The 19,632-nt window shown below is 56.1% G+C and carries 21 protein-coding genes, 1 other RNA gene and 1 pseudogene; 10 read left to right on the top strand and 13 right to left on the bottom strand.

Annotated elements, in window-relative coordinates; translation table 11 throughout:
- Positions 1 to 459: 459 nt before the first annotated feature.
- The 4 genes from tomB (at position 460) to USF70_RS00880 (ending at position 2,422) form a co-directional block, all read left to right on the top strand.
- On the top strand, positions 460 to 834 hold the full coding sequence (tomB, locus tag USF70_RS00895; protein WP_008499288.1) for an Hha toxicity modulator TomB: 375 nt from the start codon (positions 460 to 462) through the stop codon (positions 832 to 834).
- A 27-nt stretch (positions 835 to 861) separates the two neighbouring features.
- Positions 862 to 1,080: an HHA domain-containing protein gene (locus USF70_RS00890; RefSeq protein ID WP_008499287.1), complete on the top strand. Its 219-nt coding sequence runs from the start codon at positions 862 to 864 to the stop codon at positions 1,078 to 1,080.
- Between the two features lie 205 nt (positions 1,081 to 1,285).
- On the top strand, positions 1,286 to 1,837 hold the full coding sequence (gene maa / locus USF70_RS00885; protein ID WP_023310599.1) for a maltose O-acetyltransferase: 552 nt from the start codon (positions 1,286 to 1,288) through the stop codon (positions 1,835 to 1,837).
- A gap of 117 nt (positions 1,838 to 1,954) precedes the next feature.
- Entirely contained in the window at positions 1,955 to 2,422 is a 468-nt protein-coding gene (locus USF70_RS00880; RefSeq protein WP_023310598.1) for a YlaC family protein, read from the top strand.
- On the opposite strand, the gene USF70_RS00875 is transcribed toward USF70_RS00880, so the two are convergent.
- The gene (locus USF70_RS00875; RefSeq protein ID WP_232938492.1) at positions 2,394 to 3,854 is read right to left on the bottom strand and encodes a PLP-dependent aminotransferase family protein; all 1,461 of its coding nucleotides are present in this window, start codon (positions 3,852 to 3,854) and stop codon (positions 2,394 to 2,396) included. The genes USF70_RS00880 and USF70_RS00875 overlap by 29 nt on opposite strands.
- A gap of 101 nt (positions 3,855 to 3,955) precedes the next feature.
- On the opposite strand from USF70_RS00875, the gene USF70_RS00870 reads away from it, so the two are divergent.
- Positions 3,956 to 4,666, top strand: coding sequence for a GNAT family N-acetyltransferase (locus USF70_RS00870; RefSeq protein ID WP_221702704.1), 711 nt, complete (start codon positions 3,956 to 3,958; stop codon positions 4,664 to 4,666).
- On the opposite strand, the gene ykgO is transcribed toward USF70_RS00870, so the two are convergent.
- Positions 4,663 to 4,803 (bottom strand): type B 50S ribosomal protein L36, encoded by a 141-nt coding sequence (gene ykgO / locus USF70_RS00865; RefSeq protein ID WP_003859006.1) that lies wholly within the window; start codon positions 4,801 to 4,803, stop codon positions 4,663 to 4,665. The genes USF70_RS00870 and ykgO overlap by 4 nt on opposite strands.
- 2 nt (positions 4,804 to 4,805) lie before the next feature.
- Positions 4,806 to 5,066 (bottom strand): type B 50S ribosomal protein L31, encoded by a 261-nt coding sequence (locus tag USF70_RS00860; RefSeq protein ID WP_006176933.1) that lies wholly within the window; start codon positions 5,064 to 5,066, stop codon positions 4,806 to 4,808.
- A gap of 219 nt (positions 5,067 to 5,285) precedes the next feature.
- On the opposite strand from USF70_RS00860, the gene USF70_RS00855 reads away from it, so the two are divergent.
- Entirely contained in the window at positions 5,286 to 6,851 is a 1,566-nt protein-coding gene (locus USF70_RS00855; protein WP_320735171.1) for an EAL domain-containing protein, read from the top strand.
- Here USF70_RS00855 and USF70_RS00850 read toward each other — a convergent pair.
- Positions 6,844 to 7,116: a metal-sensing transcriptional repressor gene (locus tag USF70_RS00850; protein ID WP_023310594.1), complete on the bottom strand. Its 273-nt coding sequence runs from the start codon at positions 7,114 to 7,116 to the stop codon at positions 6,844 to 6,846. The two genes, USF70_RS00855 and USF70_RS00850, sit on opposite strands and share 8 nt — an antisense overlap.
- Before the next feature lie 134 nt (positions 7,117 to 7,250).
- Between USF70_RS00850 and USF70_RS00845 the strand changes: the two genes are divergently transcribed.
- Entirely contained in the window at positions 7,251 to 8,084 is an 834-nt protein-coding gene (locus USF70_RS00845; RefSeq protein WP_232938494.1) for a nickel/cobalt efflux protein RcnA, read from the top strand.
- A gap of 39 nt (positions 8,085 to 8,123) precedes the next feature.
- Here the strand turns inward: USF70_RS00845 and USF70_RS00840 are convergent, their stop codons facing one another.
- The 3 genes from USF70_RS00840 to USF70_RS00830 all read right to left on the bottom strand — a co-directional run bounded on the left by USF70_RS00840 (position 8,124) and on the right by USF70_RS00830 (position 13,075).
- Entirely contained in the window at positions 8,124 to 11,213 is a 3,090-nt protein-coding gene (locus USF70_RS00840) for a beta-galactosidase (protein ID WP_232938496.1), read from the bottom strand.
- A gap of 102 nt (positions 11,214 to 11,315) precedes the next feature.
- The gene (locus tag USF70_RS00835; protein ID WP_320735170.1) at positions 11,316 to 12,386 is read right to left on the bottom strand and encodes a LacI family DNA-binding transcriptional regulator; all 1,071 of its coding nucleotides are present in this window, start codon (positions 12,384 to 12,386) and stop codon (positions 11,316 to 11,318) included.
- A 77-nt stretch (positions 12,387 to 12,463) separates the two neighbouring features.
- Entirely contained in the window at positions 12,464 to 13,075 is a 612-nt protein-coding gene (locus USF70_RS00830; protein WP_069303744.1) for a YczE/YyaS/YitT family protein, read from the bottom strand.
- Positions 13,076 to 13,161: 86 nt separating this feature from the next.
- Between USF70_RS00830 and USF70_RS00825 the strand changes: the two genes are divergently transcribed.
- Positions 13,162 to 14,583, top strand: coding sequence for a PLP-dependent aminotransferase family protein (locus USF70_RS00825; RefSeq protein WP_232938498.1), 1,422 nt, complete (start codon positions 13,162 to 13,164; stop codon positions 14,581 to 14,583).
- 81 nt (positions 14,584 to 14,664) lie between these two features.
- Here the strand turns inward: USF70_RS00825 and USF70_RS00820 are convergent, their stop codons facing one another.
- The 3 genes from USF70_RS00820 to ffs form a co-directional block, all read right to left on the bottom strand.
- Positions 14,665 to 14,880 (bottom strand): hypothetical protein, encoded by a 216-nt coding sequence (locus USF70_RS00820; protein ID WP_023310588.1) that lies wholly within the window; start codon positions 14,878 to 14,880, stop codon positions 14,665 to 14,667.
- Positions 14,877 to 15,128, bottom strand: a complete 252-nt coding sequence (locus tag USF70_RS00815; RefSeq protein ID WP_023310587.1) for a hypothetical protein — start codon at positions 15,126 to 15,128, stop codon at positions 14,877 to 14,879. The genes USF70_RS00820 and USF70_RS00815 overlap by 4 nt, the downstream gene beginning before the upstream one ends.
- A 260-nt stretch (positions 15,129 to 15,388) precedes the next feature.
- An RNA gene (gene ffs, locus USF70_RS00810) (signal recognition particle sRNA small type) lies at positions 15,389 to 15,485 on the bottom strand.
- 84 nt (positions 15,486 to 15,569) lie between these two features.
- On the opposite strand from ffs, the pseudogene USF70_RS00805 reads away from it, so the two are divergent.
- Positions 15,570 to 15,967, top strand: a pseudogene (locus USF70_RS00805) (MGMT family protein).
- 33 nt (positions 15,968 to 16,000) lie between these two features.
- Here USF70_RS00805 and USF70_RS00800 read toward each other — a convergent pair.
- Positions 16,001 to 16,528 carry a YbaY family lipoprotein gene (locus tag USF70_RS00800; protein WP_008503301.1) on the bottom strand — a complete coding sequence of 176 codons (528 nt, stop codon included), beginning with the start codon at positions 16,526 to 16,528 and terminating at the stop codon, positions 16,001 to 16,003.
- A gap of 200 nt (positions 16,529 to 16,728) precedes the next feature.
- On the opposite strand from USF70_RS00800, the gene tesB reads away from it, so the two are divergent.
- A complete protein-coding gene (gene tesB / locus USF70_RS00795; RefSeq protein WP_320735169.1) occupies positions 16,729 to 17,589 on the top strand; it encodes an acyl-CoA thioesterase II in 861 nt (286 codons plus the stop codon).
- A 189-nt stretch (positions 17,590 to 17,778) separates the two neighbouring features.
- Here tesB and amtB read toward each other — a convergent pair whose 3' ends face one another.
- A complete protein-coding gene (amtB, locus tag USF70_RS00790; protein ID WP_023310584.1) occupies positions 17,779 to 19,068 on the bottom strand; it encodes an ammonium transporter AmtB in 1,290 nt (429 codons plus the stop codon).
- A gap of 35 nt (positions 19,069 to 19,103) precedes the next feature.
- Complete coding sequence (glnK, locus tag USF70_RS00785) at positions 19,104 to 19,442, bottom strand: P-II family nitrogen regulator (protein WP_008503304.1); 339 nt, start codon at positions 19,440 to 19,442, stop codon at positions 19,104 to 19,106.
- Between the last annotated feature and the right edge of the window lie 190 nt (positions 19,443 to 19,632).

Raw genomic sequence — 19,632 nt, 5'->3', positions numbered from 1 at the left:
AAAAAATCATAAATTACGCTTATTGTGGCTCTATTTATTTTCTGCCATCTTAAATAGACATATCATAATTAACTGATACCTTAATCGGTGAATTCAGGATTTTTTTAATTTCATTTCCCCGCTTAAGCTATTAGGAATATTCCTAATAAGAAGTTCTTACAAAGATAAGTCTGAATCTGAACTTTTCTCATCATTTTTGCTAAGCCGATGAAACGTAAGGAAGCGATAAAACCCCGTCGTTAATTTGGATAAAAACGTTGAGTCCAGGGTGACCATTTGCGTACACGCTCCCAGCCTGCGGTTTTTATTTGTAATTTTTCGTAATAGCGCGGTGAAATCCAGGAAGGAGTGGCTTATAGTTAGGTTATCAGGAACACAGCACTCATGTAGCTAAGTCAGTTGTATCCATCCCGACAATGATGTTCGGTGAGTAAGAAATCACTCAGAAGGGGATGCGCTATGGACGAGTACTCGCCAAAAAGGCATGATATCGCGCAGTTGAAATTTCTCTGCGAATCCTTGTACCATGACTGCCTTGCCAATCTTGATGAAAGTAACCATGGCTGGGTAAACGACCCAACATCTGCCATCAATTTACAGTTGAATGAGCTGATAGAGCATATCGCAACCTTCGCACTTAATTATAAAATTAAGTACAATGAAGATAATAAGCTCATTGAGCAAATTGATGAATACCTGGACGACACCTTTATGTTGTTCAGCAGTTACGGCATTAACGCGCAGGATTTGCAAAAATGGCGTAAATCGGGAAATCGGCTATTCCGCTGTTTCGTCAACGTGAGCAGAGCTAACCCGGTGAGTCTTTCCTGTTAAAATTATTACAATTACTAAGGTGAATTTATGTCTGATAAACCACTCACAAAAATCGATTATTTGATGCGCTTACGACGTTGTCAGTCAATTGATACGCTTGAGCGCGTCATTGAAAAGAATAAATACGAGCTTTCTGATAATGAACTGGCGGTATTTTATTCAGCCGCTGACCATCGTCTTGCTGAACTGACAATGAATAAACTGTATGACAAAATCCCTACTTCTGTGTGGAAATTTGTCCGTTAATCTTTGAAGGGTGTCTGTAGAGTTCTACGCCTCGTTCTGAGTATTTACCTGTCCCGTTATGCTCCCTGTGCCCAGGCCAGGTCTCCGTGTAAAACGTGTTCATCAGCAGCAATGTTGTGACGTCAGTCACATCGGCTTTTCGGGAACGTTCCCCTTCTGGCCTGTTCCGATTACCCTTCGGTAATAACATCCAGAGAGGTTTCCAATGAGCTTAGAAAAACAGAAAATGATTGCCGGTGAACATTACCGCCCCGGCGATGAGACGTTACGGGCTGACCGACTGCGGGCCCGCCATCTGGTTTACCGCTATAACCATACCGCGCCTGATGAAAAAACAGAACGCCAGAACATTCTGGCGGAACTTCTGGGACAAAGTGCAGGCGCTTATATTGAGCCGAGCTTCCGCTGCGACTACGGATATAACATTTATCTGGGCAAAAACTTTTACGCTAACTTCGACTGCGTGATGCTGGATGTCTGCCCTGTTCATATTGGCGATAACTGCATGCTCGCACCGGGTGTTCATATTTATACGGCTACCCATCCCCTGGACGCGGAAGAACGAAACAGCGGCGTGGAGTTTGGAAAACCCGTCAATATTGGCAATAACGTCTGGATTGGCGGCAGGGCTGTCATTAACCCTGGCGTCACCATTGGTGATAATGTGGTGGTGGCCTCCGGCGCCGTCGTGACGAAAGACGTCCCGGCTAACGTCGTCGTTGGTGGCAATCCGGCAAAAATCATCAAAACGCTGTGAGGTTGCGGGGAGTCAACTGTTATAGTCTTTTAGCGCCAGACTGTTACTTTTTTCAGCCTGATGGCTCCCCTAGAATTGGCAGACCCCCTGTATTGTCAACTCTTATGAAGGCAAAAAATGACCGAGATACAGCGCCTGCTTACCGCCACCATCGACGATCTCAACCTCCGCGAAAAGCGCGACAATCGCCCGCGCTTTAGCATTAGCTTTATTCGCAAACATCCTGGACTGTTTGTCGCCATGTATGCCGCCTGGCTGGCGACGCTTATTGTGATGCTGAAGTCCGAAACGCTGGTGGACTCCGTCTGGCTGCTGGTTGTACTGTTTGTCGTCTTTAACGCCTTTTTCTTTTTCGACGTGAATCCGCGCTACCGTTACGAAGATATCGACGTGCTCGATTTCCGGGTCTGCTATAACGGCGAATGGTACAACACGCGTTACGTGCCAGAGGAGCTGATCGAAAACATCATGCACTCTCCGGCGGTTGAAGCCGGGCAAAAAGAGAAGCTGCAGAAAATGGTCTCCACCAAAGGCCAGCTCTCTTTCTATGATGTCTTTACCCTTTCCCGCCCTGCTGCTGCGTAATTAACGCCTGCAGGCGTCGGATCCCCGGCGCAAACTGAGAAGCAGAGGTATTGCCGTAACCTAAAACCAGACCGGTTTGCCCCTGCTTCGCCTCCAGGTAGTACCCGCTCAGCGCAGCGGGTGCCAGCTGAAACGCCCTCGCCTGCTCCACCAGCTTCTGGTCGTCAATACCGTCTATCGCCAGCGTCAGATGCATTCCCCCTTCGCCTGCCAGAATGCGGTGCGGAGAATAAAGCTCTGCGCCCAGCACCTCCCGCAGCTGGCGGTAGCGTTTACGGTAGAGCCGACGCATGGCGGCAAGATGACGTGCGTAATAACCTTCTTCAATAAACAGCGCCAGGGTACGCTGCTCCGCACGATGCCCTCCGCGCAACAGCGAGCCGATGGCCGGGCGAGCCGCTTTCGCCAGCGCTGGCGGTAGCACCATGAACCCCATTCTGAGCGAGGGAAACAGCGTTTTACTGAACGTCCCCAGATACACAACGGGCGCATTGTTGACCATTCCCAGCATCGCCGGTACGGGCTCACCGGCATAGCGGAACTCGCTGTCGTAATCGTCTTCAATGATCCACGCGTTGTGCTGCCGGGCCAGCTCCAGCAGCGCCAGCCGCCGCCGCGCGCTGAGCACGCTCCCGTAAGGGAACTGATGCGAAGGTGAGGTAAAAATCAGTGAAGGAGCGGGCGAATTCAACCCTTCCCAGCACATTCCCTCGTCATCTACCGGTATTCCCGTCATTGCCAGGCCAGTTTTAACAAACGCACTCTTTGCCCCGCTATAGCCGGGGTTTTCTACCCAGGCGACATCGCCAGGCTCGCTTAACAGCATCGTGCAGAGGTTGACGCCTTCAAGCGCCCCTTCGGTTATCACAATCTGGCTGGCGTCGCAGTCGATACCGCGGGACAGGGCGAGATGCCGGGCAATCGCGGCACGCAGCGACGGCTCGCCGGCCGGGTCGCCATAGCCTAACAGGGCACTTCCCTCCTCGCGCAGGACGCGATCGTACAATCGCCGCCACAGCGGCAAGGGGAAATAGTTAATGGCTGGCGTTCCCGGCGTAAACGCCATCACCGGGGTGTCGCGCGGCACGGGCGCGGGCAGCAGGGCGACCCGTTTTGTCAGCCTGATGTCAGGATCCGGCAATGCCCGGGCAATCGTACGCTGAGCGAATTGCCCCACCCGCGTTCCCTGACGGTTACGCAGTAAATAACCTTCGAGCGTGAGCTGGTCCAGCGCCGCATTGACGGTGTTTCGGGAAACCGAGATCTGCTGCGCCAGCGTTCGCGAACCGGGCAGTTGGCTGCCGGACCGAAGCCTTCCGCCCAGTATGGCCTCCCGCAAAGCAAGATAGAGCGCGCGCTGAAGCGTCTCCTGCCCACGCTTTTTCAGCGCAGCATGGAGCAAAGTGTAAAGCTCATCACCCGGTATATTCATCTTCCCTCCTTGTGGTACCAGAAAAACATAGCCTGGTGGTTCTTTTTAAGGAACCAGCAATTCACTAATCTGGAGATCTTTTCAACGTCATGGAAATAAAGATGAATACATTCAACGAGTTTGGACAACCTGTAGGCGAAGCCCTTATCGACTGGCAGCCTCGTCAGCACCCGTCCCGGGTGGTCCTTCAGGGTCACTATTGTCGGCTTGAGCCGCTGCGCGTGGAGCATGCCCACGCGTTGTTCTCCGCCTATTCCCTGGCTGAAGATACCCGCAGCTGGACGTGGCTGCTGCGTGAACCCGATGCCACCGCAGAGGAGTTTGCCGACTGGGTGGCGAGCGTAAGTGAGTTATCCGATCCCATCCACTTTACCGTTATGGATAACCGGACCCAGTCTCCTGTCGGGACGCTGTCCCTGATGCGGATCGATCCTAAAAACGGGGTCGTGGAAGTGGGGCACGTTCACTTCTCTCCTCTGTTAAGCCGCACGCCAGGGTCGACAGAAGCGCAGTATCTGCTGATGCGATACGTGTTCGATACCCTGGGGTACCGGCGTTATGAATGGAAGTGCAATAGCCTGAACGAGCCTTCCCGTAAAGCGGCGCTGCGTCTGGGCTTTCAGTTTGAGGGGCGCTTTCGTCAGGCGCTGGTCATAAAAGGCCGTAACCGGGATACCGACTGGTTTTCGATTCTCGACAAAGAGTGGCCGGCGCTGGCGAGCGCCTTTGAAAGCTGGCTTGCCACCGACAATTTTACCGCCGATGGCAAACAGATTAGATCCCTGGAAAGCTGGCGAGAAACGCGCGTTTAGCGTCTTTTTTTACGTCCCTGAACCGCCTTAAAGCGCGGATTAGATTTGCAAATCACGTATAAGCGTCCCTTGCGTTTGACAATCTGGCAATCCGGGTGACGCTGCTTTGCACTGCGTAATGAGTTAAGTACCTGCATGATTAGCCCCGCTTCGCATTGAGAAAACCGCCAAAACGCTTGCGGAAGCGCGCTGCGCTGCCGTCCGTGGAGAACGTTTTCTGCTTACCGGTATAAAACGGGTGCGATTTTGAAGAAACCTCAATGGTGATGTACGGATACGTTTCACCGTCGAGTTCAATTTCGCGGTCGGTTTTAATGGTTGAGCCGACTTTAAAGTATTCATTAGCGCTGGTGTCGTGGAATACCACGGTGCGATAGGCTGGGTGGATATTGGGTTTCATCGCAAATCCTTTATGTTTTGTTATAACATAACAAAATAATATCCAGGCGAGGTTGAAAAAACAACCCCTCTCTTCTGACGATAATTTCTCGTATGCCTGAGATAAAATGAAAACCATGCCAACCACGTGCTATAACTATATCATTTCGCGGTAAAATCTTTCTCTTCAGGCAGGGAACTCAATGCCCAGGAACGGGTATACGAGGAAGGACACGACAGCATGAAAACCCGACATCTGGTCAGTCTGGTGACTGGCGTACTTATCTTTTCTGTGCTGGTCCCCATTTGCCTGAGCATCTGGCTGGCCCATCGCCAGGCGGAAGATAAATTCGCCGATGCGCTGGATAACTATGCCTCCCGCGTGCTGGTACGCACCGACAGGGTTGTGGATCAGGCAAAAGAAGCGCTCGATCACCTGCAGGCCTTTGAGGGCGTGCCGTGTAGCCCCTTGCAATTGCGGGAAATGCGCCGGGTCGCTTTCTCGTGGCGATATGTCCAGGAAGTGATTTATATCGACAATCTTCGACCGCTCTGCTCCTCCCTGGAGCAAACCAGTCACGCGTCCCCTTTCCCTCCTCCAATGCGCATTACCGAAGATGGTTACAGCGCGTGGCTGACAACGCAAAACGATCTTGGGTTTAACCGCTACATGACGGTGCTGGGAAAAGGCCACTACCTTGTCATGATCGATCCTGCCTCGCTGGTGGACGTGATCCCTTTCGGCGAGATAGCGATTGATGCCGCCCTGGTAGGAAGCGCAACGCACCGCATATTTGCCAGCAGCAGCAAGCTCGACTCTCACATCCGCGACATGGTTCAGGAGCGGGGTGTGAAAAGCGTGCAGTACAACGGTTCAATGTACGTCATGAAGTCTGTACCTGAGCTTGGGTTTACCGTTGTCGCATGGGCAACGCTCAAACCGCTGGCTGAAACCTGGCACCGGCAGCTTCTTTTCTGGTTACCGTTCGGCATGTTGATAAGCCTGCTCGCCGCACTGTTTGTCCTGCGGATCCTGCGGCGTATCCAGTCGCCGCGCAATCGCCTGCTTGACGCCATTAACAGCCGGGATTTTGTGGTCCACTATCAGCCCATCGTGGCGCTCTGTAGCGGAAAAATTGTGGGCGCTGAGGCGCTGACGCGCTGGCCACAGCCGGACGGAAGCTGCCTCTCGCCGGATATTTTTGTCCCCTTTGCCGAGCAAACGGGGCTCATCTCGAAGCTGACGCAGTTAGTCATCGAAAAGGTGTTTGAAGATATGGGCCACTGGCTGCAACGCTATCCGGATCAGCATATCTCCATTAACCTCGCCCCTGCCGATTTAACCTCCGGCATCCTGCCGCCTCTGTTGAGTCAGCTCCTGAATAAGTGGCAAATCCATCCCCGACAAATCGCCCTTGAGCTCACCGAGCGCGGCTTTGCCGACCCCAAAATTAGCGCACCGGCTATCGCCGCATTTCGTCGTTCGGGCCACCCTGTTTATATAGATGATTTTGGCACGGGCTATTCCAGCCTGAGCTATCTGCAGGATCTGGACGTCGACACGCTAAAAATTGATAAATCGTTCGTGGATGCGCTGGAGTATAAAAACGTGACGCCGCACATCATTGAAATAGCGAAGTCGCTGAAGCTGGCGATGGTGGCGGAGGGCGTCGAAACCGCAGGGCAGCTCGCCTGGCTGCACCAACACGGCGTGCAGTACGGGCAGGGGTGGTACTACAGCAAAGCGCTGCCAAAAACGGAATTTATTCTCTGGGCAGAAAATAACCTCGGCATGTATTCTACTTAAGATAGGATTTCATCACCCGCAACACCACGCCAAGATCGGCTTCACGCTGCGCTTCTTCAGGCTCTTTCACCACATGATCGGTTAAATGCCCTTCGATCACCTGCATCATCATGCCATTCACCGCCCCGCGGATCGCCGCCAGCTGCTGTAACACCTCGGCGCATTCGTGATCGCTGTTGAGCATTTTCTCCAGCGCGGTGCTCTGCCCCTGAATTTTCTTCAGGCGAGTCAGTAACATCTTCTTGTCTCGAACGGTATGTGACATCTCTGTCTCCCTTATTTTTTGGCTTTTAAAGCATATCACGCTCTACTCCCCCTGAGTATTTTTCTACTGGGGGGTAGTATTACGCTACTGGGGGGGAGTAGTATCTCCGCACGCTTTCCACTCCGGAATTTCCCATGACCGATTTTGCTTCACTCCTTCAGCAGGGCAACGCCTGGCTGTTTGTTCCCAGCGCTATCCTGCTCGGTGCGCTACATGGCCTGGAACCGGGCCATTCAAAAACAATGATGGCCGCCTTTATTGTTGCCATCCGAGGCACGCTGAAACAGGCGGTGCTGCTCGGCCTGGCGGCAACGCTCTCCCATACGGCGGTGGTCTGGCTCGTTGCGATGGCGGGATTATGGTTTGGTCGGGGCTGGGATGCACACACGTCCGAACCCTGGTTCCAGCTGATTTCCGGGGTGCTGATCGTTGCGATCGCCCTGTGGATGGCGTGGCGAACCTGGAAAGAGAGCCAGCCGCACGATCATCATCATCACGACCATGATCACCACCACCACCACCATGACCATGTCCATGACCACCATCATGATCATCATCACCACGAACACTCGCTGGTTGAAGAAGAGTGGCAGGACGCCCACCAGCGCGCTCACGCGCAGGATATTAACCGGCGCTTCAGCGGTCAAAACGTCACCACCGGCCAGATCGTGATGTTTGGCCTGACCGGCGGGCTTATCCCCTGCCCGGCGTCCATCACCGTACTGCTGATCTGCCTGCAGCTGAAGCATTTCGCCCTCGGCGCGACGCTGGTGTTCAGCTTCAGCATTGGTCTGGCGTTAACGCTGGTCGCTTCCGGCGCGATTGCCGCCTTAAGCCTCAAGCACGCGACCAAACGCTGGCCCGGGTTTAGCGAATTCTCCCGTAAAGCGCCGTGGATCTCCGCTGCGCTGATTACCGTAGTAGGGATTTACATGAGCCTGCATGGCCTGAGCGGCATTCTGGCGTAAGACTGCGGCCACGCTCTGTGGCCGCATCTTCATGGTCAGCTAAGGGTTCTGCTGCCAGCTGAAGGTATAGCGAAGCTGGCGTGTCTGCAGGAGGAATTCCGGAGAGACGCTGGGGCTCCAGGAGTCGTCGCCGCCCACGCCCATATGGAACGCATCGAGATTGAGCCAGCATCCCGGCTCTTCGCGCAGCAGATGATGATGGGTTGTCTCACGCAGCTGCTGCTGGCCGTAGCGGCTCACCGAGAAATGGAACCGGCCGTTCAGCTGATGCGTTCCCACCACAAGTTCCCGGGTATCGCAGCGCAAACCATTTTCCGTCGGGAAGATATACGGCGTGTGCATGGCCTCGAGAGGTAATGTCCAGCGACCCTGCTGCGCCGCCAGCTTTCTGTCCGGGTAGTTTTCATGCGGCCCCAGCCCCAGCCAGTGAACGTTTTCCGGCGTTTCGGCAAGATGAACGCTCAGGCCAACGCGCGCGGGTTCAGGGATATCAGATGCCATATCGACCTGAATATCGCCATGCAGAACGCCCCGATCGTCTACCCGCCAGACTTTACGGCTCATGAACAGGGCTTTGCCGCGATACTCAAGTACGTGCTGGGTTGTGACCACCACGTCGCCTGCGTGCTGCTGTGCCTCACAGTGCAGAACGCGCGAGGTGAGATCGTACATGCCCGACGCTTTCCAGCGCTCAACCCAGGCGTTCGGATCGATCTGCGTCGCCTCGCTCACGCCAATGTCGTTATCCAGCGGCGCGCGGCTGACGTTATCCGTCAGAGGTGAAAGGAGCGTTTCAACGCCGTTTCGCCACCATTGAGTCAGGTGTCCGGATGCGCGATCGAACTGCCAGCGCTGTTGACGATGGGCGATCTCCAGGATGCGATCGTTTTGCGTTAACACCGGCGGCTCGCCCGCCGGGACTGGCGGAGCAATAAAAAGGGGAGCCGGAAGCGGCCACTGCTCCCACGCGCAGCGGTGGTCAGCCGGAGACCACGGCGTTGCCCGCGGCTGGCGTACTTCAACGTTCAGCCAGACCTCACCCGGCACGGCTTTCAGCGCCGGCAGGTCAATCTCCAGACGCTGGGTGCCTTCAGGCGCCATCGAGAGCGTCACCTCGCCCGCGGCCAGCACGTCCCCGTCCCGGGCAACCGTCCAGTTCAGCACTTCGTTATCGGTGTGGCGGAACAGATAGCCGCTTTGCACCTCAATCACCAGCGGAGAGGTGCTGACCCGCGTAAAGGTAAAGAACTGCTGGGCGCGCTGCGCCTCGAACAGCGCCGGGTGCGGCGAGCGATCGGGGAACACCAGCCCGTTAAGACAGAACTGCCGATCGTTCGGCTTATCGCCGAAGTCTCCGCCGTAGGCCCAGAACGCGTTGCCCTTTTCGTCCCGTTTCGTCAGGGCCTGATCGACCCAGTCCCAGACAAACCCACCCTGCAGGCGAGGATGGCTGCGAAACGCTTCCCAGTATTTCGCAAACCCGCCAAAGCTATTTCCCATCGCGTGGGCGTATTCACAGAGGATCAGCGGGCGCGTTTCGTCCGGCATGCTGATCCATTTCTTGATTGACCATTTAGGCACTGCCGGGAAGGGCTGATCCCGATCGACCCGGGCGTACATCGGACAGACAATATCGGTCGCCGCCGTGTTCGCGCCGCCGCCTTCATACTGCACCGGACGCGTAGGATCGGTGGTTTTCAGCCAGCGGTACAGCGCATCGTGATTTGCGCCGTGGCCCGACTCATTGCCCAGAGACCAGATGATAACCGAGGGATGATTACGATCGCGCTGCACCATGCGGGTCACGCGTTCGCTCATGGCGGGCAGCCAGCGCGGATCGTCAGCAAGGCGGCTCATCGGCACCATGCCGTGCGTTTCGATATTGGCTTCGTCAACGACGTACAGCCCGTAGCGGTCGCAAAGCCGGTACCACATGGGATGGTTCGGATAGTGCGAGCAGCGCACGGCGTTGAAGTTGTGCTGCTTCATGATTTCGATATCGCGGCGCATGGTCGCTTCGTCCATCACCTGGCCGTTTTCCGGATGATGCTCGTGCCGGTTAACCCCGCGGATCAGCAGCGGTTTACCGTTAAGCTTCAGCAGGCCATTGCCGATCTCAACGCGGCGGAAGCCCACGTCGCACGCCTCAACCTCCAGCACCTCACCCTGAGGGTTAAGAAGCGCAATCGTCAGGCGATACAGTTCTGGCGTTTCAGCGCTCCAGAGCGCGGGCTGGTCAACAGGGATCGCCGCCGTTAAGCGCTCTGCCCAGCTGCCGCGCTCGTCGACGATGGCAGATCCTGGACGCCGGGAAACGCTGGCGCATTTTTCACCCGTGCGCCACAGGGTCATGACCACCTCGCAGTCTGCAAAGCCAGCGCCTGCCAGCGCGACATCCACCTTCAGCACCGCGCGGTCCAGCTCCGCATTCAGATCCGTCACCACGTGATAATCGGCAATCTGCGTCTCGGGTTTATGCAGCAGCGCCACATCGCGGAAGATGCCGCTCATGCGCCACATGTCCTGATCTTCCAGATAGCTGCCGTCGCACCAGCGCAATACCATGACCGCCAGCCGGTTCTGCCCGGGGCGCAAGGCCGTCGAGAGGTCAAATTCGGCGGGCAATCGGCTGTCCTGGGAATAGCCCATCCACTGCCCGTTGCACCAGAGATGGAACGCCGAGTTCACACCGTCGAAGATGATGCGGGTCTGCCCGCTTCGAAGCCAGGCGTCATCCACCTCAAATGTGAGCGAGTAACAACCGGTCGGGTTTTCCTGCGGCACGAAAGGCGGGTTAACGCGAATAGGATAGGTGACATTGGTATAGATGGGCGTGTCGAACCCCTGCATCTGCCAGTTAGACGGCACGGGCATCGCAACGGCATCGGCGCAATCTTCGGTTACCCATGCCTGAGGAACCTGCTCCGGCGCGGTAAAGTAGCTAAACCGCCACACTCCGTTCAGAGAGTGCCTGCTGATGGATCCAGCGTCCTCTCTGGCAGAGGGTTCATTGCGCCAGCTGTGTAACGGCGCGTGTGCGGCCAGACGGTTCCACTGGGTGACGCCAGGATTTTCCCAGTCCCGACGGGCCAGAATGGCGCTGAGGGTCAGCGGTGAAGTGGTGGACATAATAACCTCTTTGCGAAGCGCTCACAATTTTAGTTAACATGCCCTGGCACCCGACAACGGTAAAGCGTTCAATCGCGGGGTAGCGAGTCCGATCACAAAGTTTTATTTGCGGGCAATCTGCTCGGCAAGCAGTGCCAGACTTCTGAGCTGCTGCGCCAGATCCTCGCGTTCGGCCTGCTTAGGGTTGCGCCGTGCGCTGGAATGACGGGTAACCAGCGTCACCGGCAGCTGAACCTGCCGGCACGCTTCGCCCCCGGAAGGCGCCAGCAGCCACTCCACGCTGCGTTCGCCCGCCTCGCGAAACGCCTGACGAATGGTTGTCAGCGGCGGGGAAAACCAGGCGCTGTCGGCCGTATCGTCAAACCCTACCACCGAAAGCTGGCCAGGGATCGCGATCCCTTTTTCCGCGCAGGCGCGCATCGCCCCGAGCGCCATCTGATCGTTCGCCACCAGAATCGCGTCCGGTAATGCCGCACCCGACAGCAGCACGTGTCCCTTCTCATAACCGCTGGCCGCGCTCCAGTCACCGTAGGCCACAGCCGTCGCGTTAAGACCCGCCAGCGCCAGCGTCGCTTTCCAGCTCGCCAGGCGCGCCCGCGCAGAGACCGAGCTTTCCGGCCCGCTCAGCAGGGCAATGCGCTGATGCCCCAGAGAAAGCAGATGCTCAACGCCCAGACGCGCCCCCTGCTCCGCGTTAAACACGAGGCTGTTTACCCGCGCTGAGGGCGCCACATCGAGGAACAGCACCGGGACGGGCGACGCCAGCACCCCGAGCTCTTCGGCGTGCGGATCGTCAAGCGGCACATTCACCAGCAGCGCGTCCACCCGCTGTGCCAGCAGCGCCTGAAGCGCGGCCTGACACTGCTGGGGTTGCTCCACCATGGAGATAAGGACGCTCGCCCCCTGTTCCGCCGCACGCGATTTGACCGCCGACACAATTTGCGAAGGCGCGTGCAGGGCCAGGTCGGTGGTGATGAGGCCCAGCGTACGGGTGCGTTTTCCCGCCAGCTGCTGCGCCCGAAGGTTAGGAACGTAGTGCAGCTCCGCCATCGCCTGCTGCACCTTTTCTCGCGTGCGGGCAGACACATGTTCCGCGTCGTTAATGACGCGGGAAACGGTCTGATAAGAAACCCCCGCAAGGAGGGCGACATCATAGAGAGTGATTGCTTTCATGCTTTCTGGCATCGCGATTTTCGAAGCGTCTATTCTGGCACAGCGACGCCGTTAAAACATGTGAGCGCTTCGCAAAATTAAACAACCCGCTCCGGCTGGACTATTTCCGCAATGCGCGGCTTCTGGCGGAACCAGGGCAGGCAGAGCTGGATAAGCGGGCCAATGGTCAGTGCATACAGTACGGTTCCCACCCCAAACGTGCCGCCAAGCACGCACCCAATCAGCAGAACGGACACCTCAATTGAGGTACGCACGCTGCGAATGGACCACCCCAGTCGGGCGTGAATGCCGGTCATCAGGCCGTCGCGCGGGCCTGGCCCGAAACCGGCCCCGATGTACATGCTGGTCGCAATCGCGTTCATCACGATGCCCGACACCAGGAAAGCAATTCGAACGGGTAACGAATCCAGCTCCGGGATAAGCGCCATGCTGGCGTCCGCCGCCAGGCCGATACAAATCACGTTGCTGATCGTGCCAAGCCCCGGCATCTGGCGCAGCGGGATCCACAGCAGCAGCACCGCCGCGCCGGTCACAATGATCACCGTCCCGATAGTCATCCCCAGCTGCATCCCCACCCCGAGGTGAAACACATCCCAGGGATCGACACCCAAATCGGAACGAATAAACATTGCGGTGGAAAGGCCATACAGTCCTAAACCGACATAGAGTTGTAGCAGACGACGTACCATTTTTATCTTCTCCAGTGAACCATGCTTTCATCCTGACCTAAAATGGCACTATGATTAATGTCCAGTTTTCAAATAGTGGACTGCATATGTCATCACGTCGCTTCGGAAGCCAGTCTCTGGTACGCCTTTTAGGCCACTGGCAGCAAGCCTCATCCCGCACCCCGCTCTGGCGACAGCTGGCCGACGCGCTGCGTCTGTTAATCCTTGATGGACGTCTGGCACTGAATACGCGGCTGCCGGGCGAGCGTGAGCTGGCCACAGCGCTGGACGTGAGCCGAACCACCATCAGCAGCGCGCTCGCCCACCTGCGTGAAGAGGGGTACCTTGAAAGCCGCCACGGCAGCGGGTCGCGGGTCATTCTCCCGGACACGCGCGCCGTTCCCACCCTTTCCGCGGCGAGCGCCGCACTGGATCTCTCCACTGCCGCCCTGAATGCCGGGCCGGAGATCCATCAGGCTTATGCCCATGCGCTCACGGCCATTACCCCGCATCTCTCGCTGACGGGCTACGATCAGCTGGGGCTACCGACGCTGCGGGAGGCCATCGCTGCGCGCTATACCGCGCGGGGTCTTCCCACCCGCGCAGACGAAGTGATGGTGGTCAATGGCGCCGTCAGCGGCTTTGCGCTGGTGCTGCGGATGATGACCGGGCCGGGGGACCGCGTCGTGGTCGATCACCCCACCTATCCGCTGGCGATTGCCGCCATTCAGGGGGCGCAGTGTCGGCCAGTCGGGGTGTCGCTGCCGGAAACCGGCTGGGATACGGATGGCTTTGCCGCAACGCTTGCCCAGACGGCGCCGCGCCTGGCCTACCTGATGCCAGATTTTCATAATCCGACCGGGCGCTGTATGGATATCGCCACCCGTCGGGCCATCACGGATATTGCAGCCCAAACCCGCACGGCGCTGGTGGTGGATGAAACGATGGTGGATCTCTGGTTTGCTGCGCCTCCCCCGCCACCGCTGGCCGCCTTTAACCCGCAGGCCACCGTCATCACCTTAGGCTCTGCCGGAAAAAGCTTCTGGGGCGGGCTGCGTCTCGGCTGGATCCGTGCCTCATCGCGCATCATCGCCACCCTTGCCCAGACGCGGGATACTCTGGATTTAGGCTCGCCGCTGCTCGAACAGCTGGCAATGCGGTGGCTCATTAACAACAGCGAGACGTTTCTGCCCGCACGCCGGAAGATGCTGGCGGAACGGCGCGATCGATGTGGTGACCTGCTGCGCGAACATTTCCCGGAGTGGAAATTCCACGAGGCGGAAGGCGGGCTCTCTTACTGGATAGAGCTTCCGGGCATGCTGGCGACACAGCTTGCCGCGCGGGCAGAAATAATCGGGATTAACCTGGGAACCGGGACGCGATTTGGTTTATCGGGGGCGTTTGACCGCTATTTACGTATGCCCTTCTCGCTGGAATCGACAGAGCTTGAGCAGGCGTTGCTTAGGATCAAACCGTTATGGCTCGCCCTGAATAAAAACGTGCCATCGTTAAAACGCAGCGTGATCTGATATTTAAATATTTGAAGCAGATCATAAAATAAAAACTGCTGACTGTAATATATGCAGTCAGCAGTTTTCACTGGTCAGGGTTTAATGCTGAGGAGGAATAGGAAAGCCTTTTAGTGAAATAACGAAGTTATCACCGTCTTTCTTTATTTTTGCACCGGTATCACACCAGTCAGACGCAATACGAAAGAACTCATCGCTTCCAACATTCCAGCCAAGACGTACATGCTTCACGTAGCCTGAACGCAACAGATCGCAGGCCTCGTTGTAGTCACTGGCGGTTGACAGTTGTTGTTTCATTTTCTCTTCTTCAGAAGTTTACGTAGAGCCTTGATTTCTTTAGGAGTAAAAGGAGAAACACTCTCTTCTTCCGTATGCTGATTATCAATATCCTCTTCCGATACTCCCGCCTCTTCTACTGCTTCGAACGCCAGCAGCAGCAGTTTCTCTGTCGTCACGCTTAAATTCTCGTTATTGACTTCCGCATAGTGGCGAAGTCTTTCTTTTAGCGCGTCATCAATCTTAACGTTTAATACCGCTGTAGCCATGTTTGTCACTTCCCTTCGGAATAAGTACTTTATTTAATACACGAACTTAACAATGTTATCCAGATATATATTTTTTTGAGTTATGGAAGAAAATAACCGTCCGATTATAAAATGACAGTCTATTATTACAGGTTTATGACAATAATATTTCAGTGCAATGAAATATATATTACACGATACAGGCGTAGTTTTATTGTGGAGTAATGCTTTGAGGGAGAGGTGAAGCTGAAGAATCTTAGGAGGTCACAAATGGGTGGGGGCCCTGCCAGCTACATCCCGGCACACACGTCGTCTGCCCTGGCTGCTTCCTTCCGGACCTGACCTGGTGAACAGAGTAGCGTTGCGGGAGAACCAACAGAGCCCCCATTGAGAGCGTTGATAACCAACGCGCTGGCGCATTATCCCTGTGCTAAAGCCCAATTGCAAGCGACCAGCAACCGGATGCTGGTTTCTTGCGCAAACAGGCGCAGCAATCATGAAGATCTTCGTTTACCATAGCTTTCCAGAAACTCCCCACAGGTAAAGGTATGGACGAACACGACTCCTTTCCACAGCGCGTATGGCAAATCGTGGCCTCAATCCCGGAAGGCTACGTCACCACCTATGGTGATGTCGCGCGTCTGGCCGGTTCCCCGCGCGCGGCGCGACAGGTTGGAGGCGTCCTGAAACGGCTGCCGGAAGGCAGTACGCTGCCCTGGCATCGGGTGGTGAACCGTCATGGCGCCATTTCACTCACCGGGCCGGATCTTCAGCGTCAGCGTCAGGCGTTACTTTCAGAGGGTGTGCAGGTGTCAGGGTCGGGTCAGATCGATTTGCAGAAGTTTCGCTGGGTATATTGACCCCTCTCCCGGAGGAGAGGGGAAATGCAGAAATTACATCTGAGTCGGTGGAGTTGGCAGAGACGGCTGATTGGTCTGCGGTGCGACCGGCACTTCGGTCTGCTGCACCGGCACCAGGTTCAGATCGATTTTTGTCCCACCGTTGTTGATCGCTTCCTGGACCGTATCGGTGATAAAGACCAGCTTGCCGTTGATGGTTACCGCTGCGCTCAGCAGGATACGGGCGTTAGGCTGCACGTCCGACGGGTTATACGGCAATACGAAGCTAAACGGCGCCTGCTTGCCTTCAGTACGAACGGCACGCTGGGCAACGACTTTCGACGGCGCGTCGGCCAGAGAAGCATCAGACAGCGTTACGGTTAATACCGCATCCGGCGGCAACGCCACTTTCTGTTTAATCCAGATGGTACCGGAAACATTAGGCTGCTGAATGGATTGCTGTGAAAGGGTATTAATCCCGTTCGGGTCGGCTGCTGGTACTGGCACTTGGGCGCTTTTACCGGCACAGGCGGACAACGCCACCGCAATAGCTACACCACTTAGCATGGGCACGAGTTTCATTGAAGTCTCCTTATCAATGCACCAGCGGGATCGATCCCATCCGATGTCGTTTCAATCACATAACGTATTCAAGTGTGGCACAGATCACCGATTTATGCCTGAAAACGTGCCGATATTCAGATTATTCTACCCATCGGACCACTTTCATTTCTGCGTTATACTCTGCCTATCTTTCGCTACGGCGTTTATTGAGGACAACTATGAGTCAGGCACTGAACAATCTGCTGACATTACTGAATCTGGAAAAAATTGAGGAAGGACTCTTTCGCGGACAGAGCGAAGATCTCGGCTTACGCCAGGTCTTCGGGGGGCAAGTCGTTGGACAAGCTCTGTACGCAGCAAAGGAGACTGTCCCGGCAGACCGTCTGGTGCATTCGTTCCACAGCTACTTCTTACGCCCTGGCGATAGCGCAAAACCGATTGTGTATGACGTTGAAGTCCTGCGAGACGGCAACAGCTTCAGCGCGCGCCGCGTAGCAGCTATTCAGAACGGCAAGCCGATCTTTTACATGACCGCCTCTTTCCAGGCGCCGGAATCCGGCTACGAGCATCAAAAAGTGATGCCCCCGGCTCCGTCGCCCGACTCTTTAAAATCAGAGACGGATATCGCCCGCGCGCTGGCGCATCTGCTTCCGCCGCAGGTCAAAGAGAAATTTCTCTGCGATAAGCCTCTGGAGATCCGCCCGGTTGAGTTCCACAACCCGATGAAAGGCCATGCTGCCGAACCGAAACGCCAGGTCTGGATCCGTGCCAACGGGACCGTGCCGGAAGATTTCCGCGTGCATCAGTATCTGCTCGGCTATGCGTCAGATTTCAACTTCCTGCCGGTGGCGCTGCAGCCGCACGGGGTTGGTTTCCTGGAAAAAGGGATGCAGGTCGCGACGATCGATCACTCCATGTGGTTCCACCGTCCGTTCAACATGAATGAGTGGCTGCTTTACAGCGTGGAGAGTACCTCAGCGTCGAGCGCGCGAGGGTTTGTGCGCGGGGAGTTTTATACTCAGGATGGCGTGCTGGTCGCGTCTACGGTGCAGGAAGGGGTAATGCGTAATCGCGGGTGATTGTGTGCGGCCTGATGCCCTCACCCTGACCCTCTCCCACGGGGAGAGGGAATACACATTAAAAACGGCAACCGAAGTTGCCGTTTTGCTTTTGCCTTGTGCGGCCTGATGGCCTCACCCTGACCCTCTCCCACGGGGAGAGGGAATACACACTAAAAACGGCAACCGAAGTTGCCGTTTTGCTGTTTATCAGGCGTTATACGCATTCTCGCCGTGGCTGTTGACGTCCAGGCCTTCGCGCTCCTGCTCTTCCGGTACGCGCAGACCCACCGTCATATCCGCCAGCTTATAGCCAATGAAGGCCACAACGGCAGACCAGACAACGGTGATTGCAATACTTTCCAGCTGCACCAGCACCTGATGAACCATGGTCACGCCTTCTGCGTAGCCCACGCCACCGAGCGACTTCGCGGCGAAGATACCGGTCATGATACAACCCACGATACCGCACACGCCGTGAACACCAAACACATCGCATGGGTCGTCAACGCGCAGCACACGTTTCAGTGCGGTCACGCCCCATAGACCCGCCAGACCGGACACCAGGCCGACCAGCAGCGCGCCACCCACGCCGACATAACCGCATGCTGGCGTAATGCCAACCAGACCGGCAATGGCACCCGAGCAGGCACCCAGCAGTGACGGTTTACCGCGTACCGCCCACTCGCCAAACACCCAGGAGAGGATTGCACCCGCCGTGGCCACAACGGTGTTCACGAAGGCCAGCGCGGCGATTTCGTTTGCTGCACTTGCCGAGCCGGCGTTGAAGCCAAACCAGCCAAAGTAGAGGATAGCCGTACCGGTAAACACCATCGGCAGGTTGTGCGGTTTAAACGCTTCTTTACCGAAGCCCACGCGTTTGCCAATCAGGTAGGCACCCACCAGACCCGCTACCGCGGCGTTGATGTGTACAACGGTACCGCCCGCGAAGTCCAGCGCGCCGTGCGTTGCCAGCAGACCGCCACCCCAGACCATGTGCGCAATCGGCACATAGGAGAGCGTCATCCAGACCACCACGAAGATCAGCACGGCAGAGAAACGGATACGCTCGGCGAGCGCGCCCACAATCAGCCCGACGGTAATACAGGCGAAGGAGCCCTGGAACGCAACGTGGATGTACTGATAGAAACTGCCCATCAGCGCGGTCAGCTCAATATTTTTCAGCATCACCCAGTCGAAGTTACCAAAGAACGCGTTGCCCGTACCGAACGCCAGCGAGTAACCGTAAACCACCCACAGCACGCAGACCAGTGCGAACGTCACAGCAACCTGCGTCAGCATGGAGAGAACGTTTTTGCCACGGATCAGGCCGCCGTAGAACAGCGCAATGCCCGGAATTGACATGAACAGCACCAGCGCGGTGCTGATCATCATAAAGGCGTTATCGGCTTTGTCGACCACCGCAGGGGTAGCAGCCAGCGCCAGGCCCGGCAGCAGCGCCAGCGAACCCAGACCCGTTTTAAGTGTTGCTATCTTCATTTTCTCGATCCCTATCACTGTGTGCCAGGCGTTATTTACAATGCCGCTTCGTCAGATTCGCCGGTACGGATGCGAATGACGCGCTGCAGTTCGGCAACGAAAATTTTGCCGTCGCCAATTTTGCCGGTATAAGCCGCTTTGCTAATGACATCAATGACTTCATCAAGCTGATCGTCAGCAATCGCGACATCAATTTTTACTTTTGGCAGAAAGTTAACGCTGTATTCCGCCCCGCGATAAAGCTCGGCATGACCCTTCTGACGACCAAAGCCTTTCACTTCGGTGACAGTCAGTCCCTGAATACCCATTGAAGACAACGCTTCACGCACGTCTTCGAGTTTGAATGGTTTGATTACAACCGTAACCAGCTTCATAGATCCCCTCCAGTCAGAATTCGGTAATGGCCGCAGCTTACGCAGAAGGTATTGCAAGGGGTGTGCCAGAAATGAAAACGAGGGGGAACGGCGGCGCACAGAGCATTACGCGGCCGTAATAAACGAACAGGTGAAAAAAAACGCACCATGCCGGTGCACGGTGCGTTTCAGTTTTGCACCAACAGGAATG

Source organism: Enterobacter sp. 237C8 (genome assembly GCF_034106865.1).
GTDB classification, from domain to species: domain Bacteria; phylum Pseudomonadota; class Gammaproteobacteria; order Enterobacterales; family Enterobacteriaceae; genus Enterobacter; species Enterobacter asburiae_B.
This window is presented reverse-complemented; position numbering and strand designations above follow the sequence as displayed.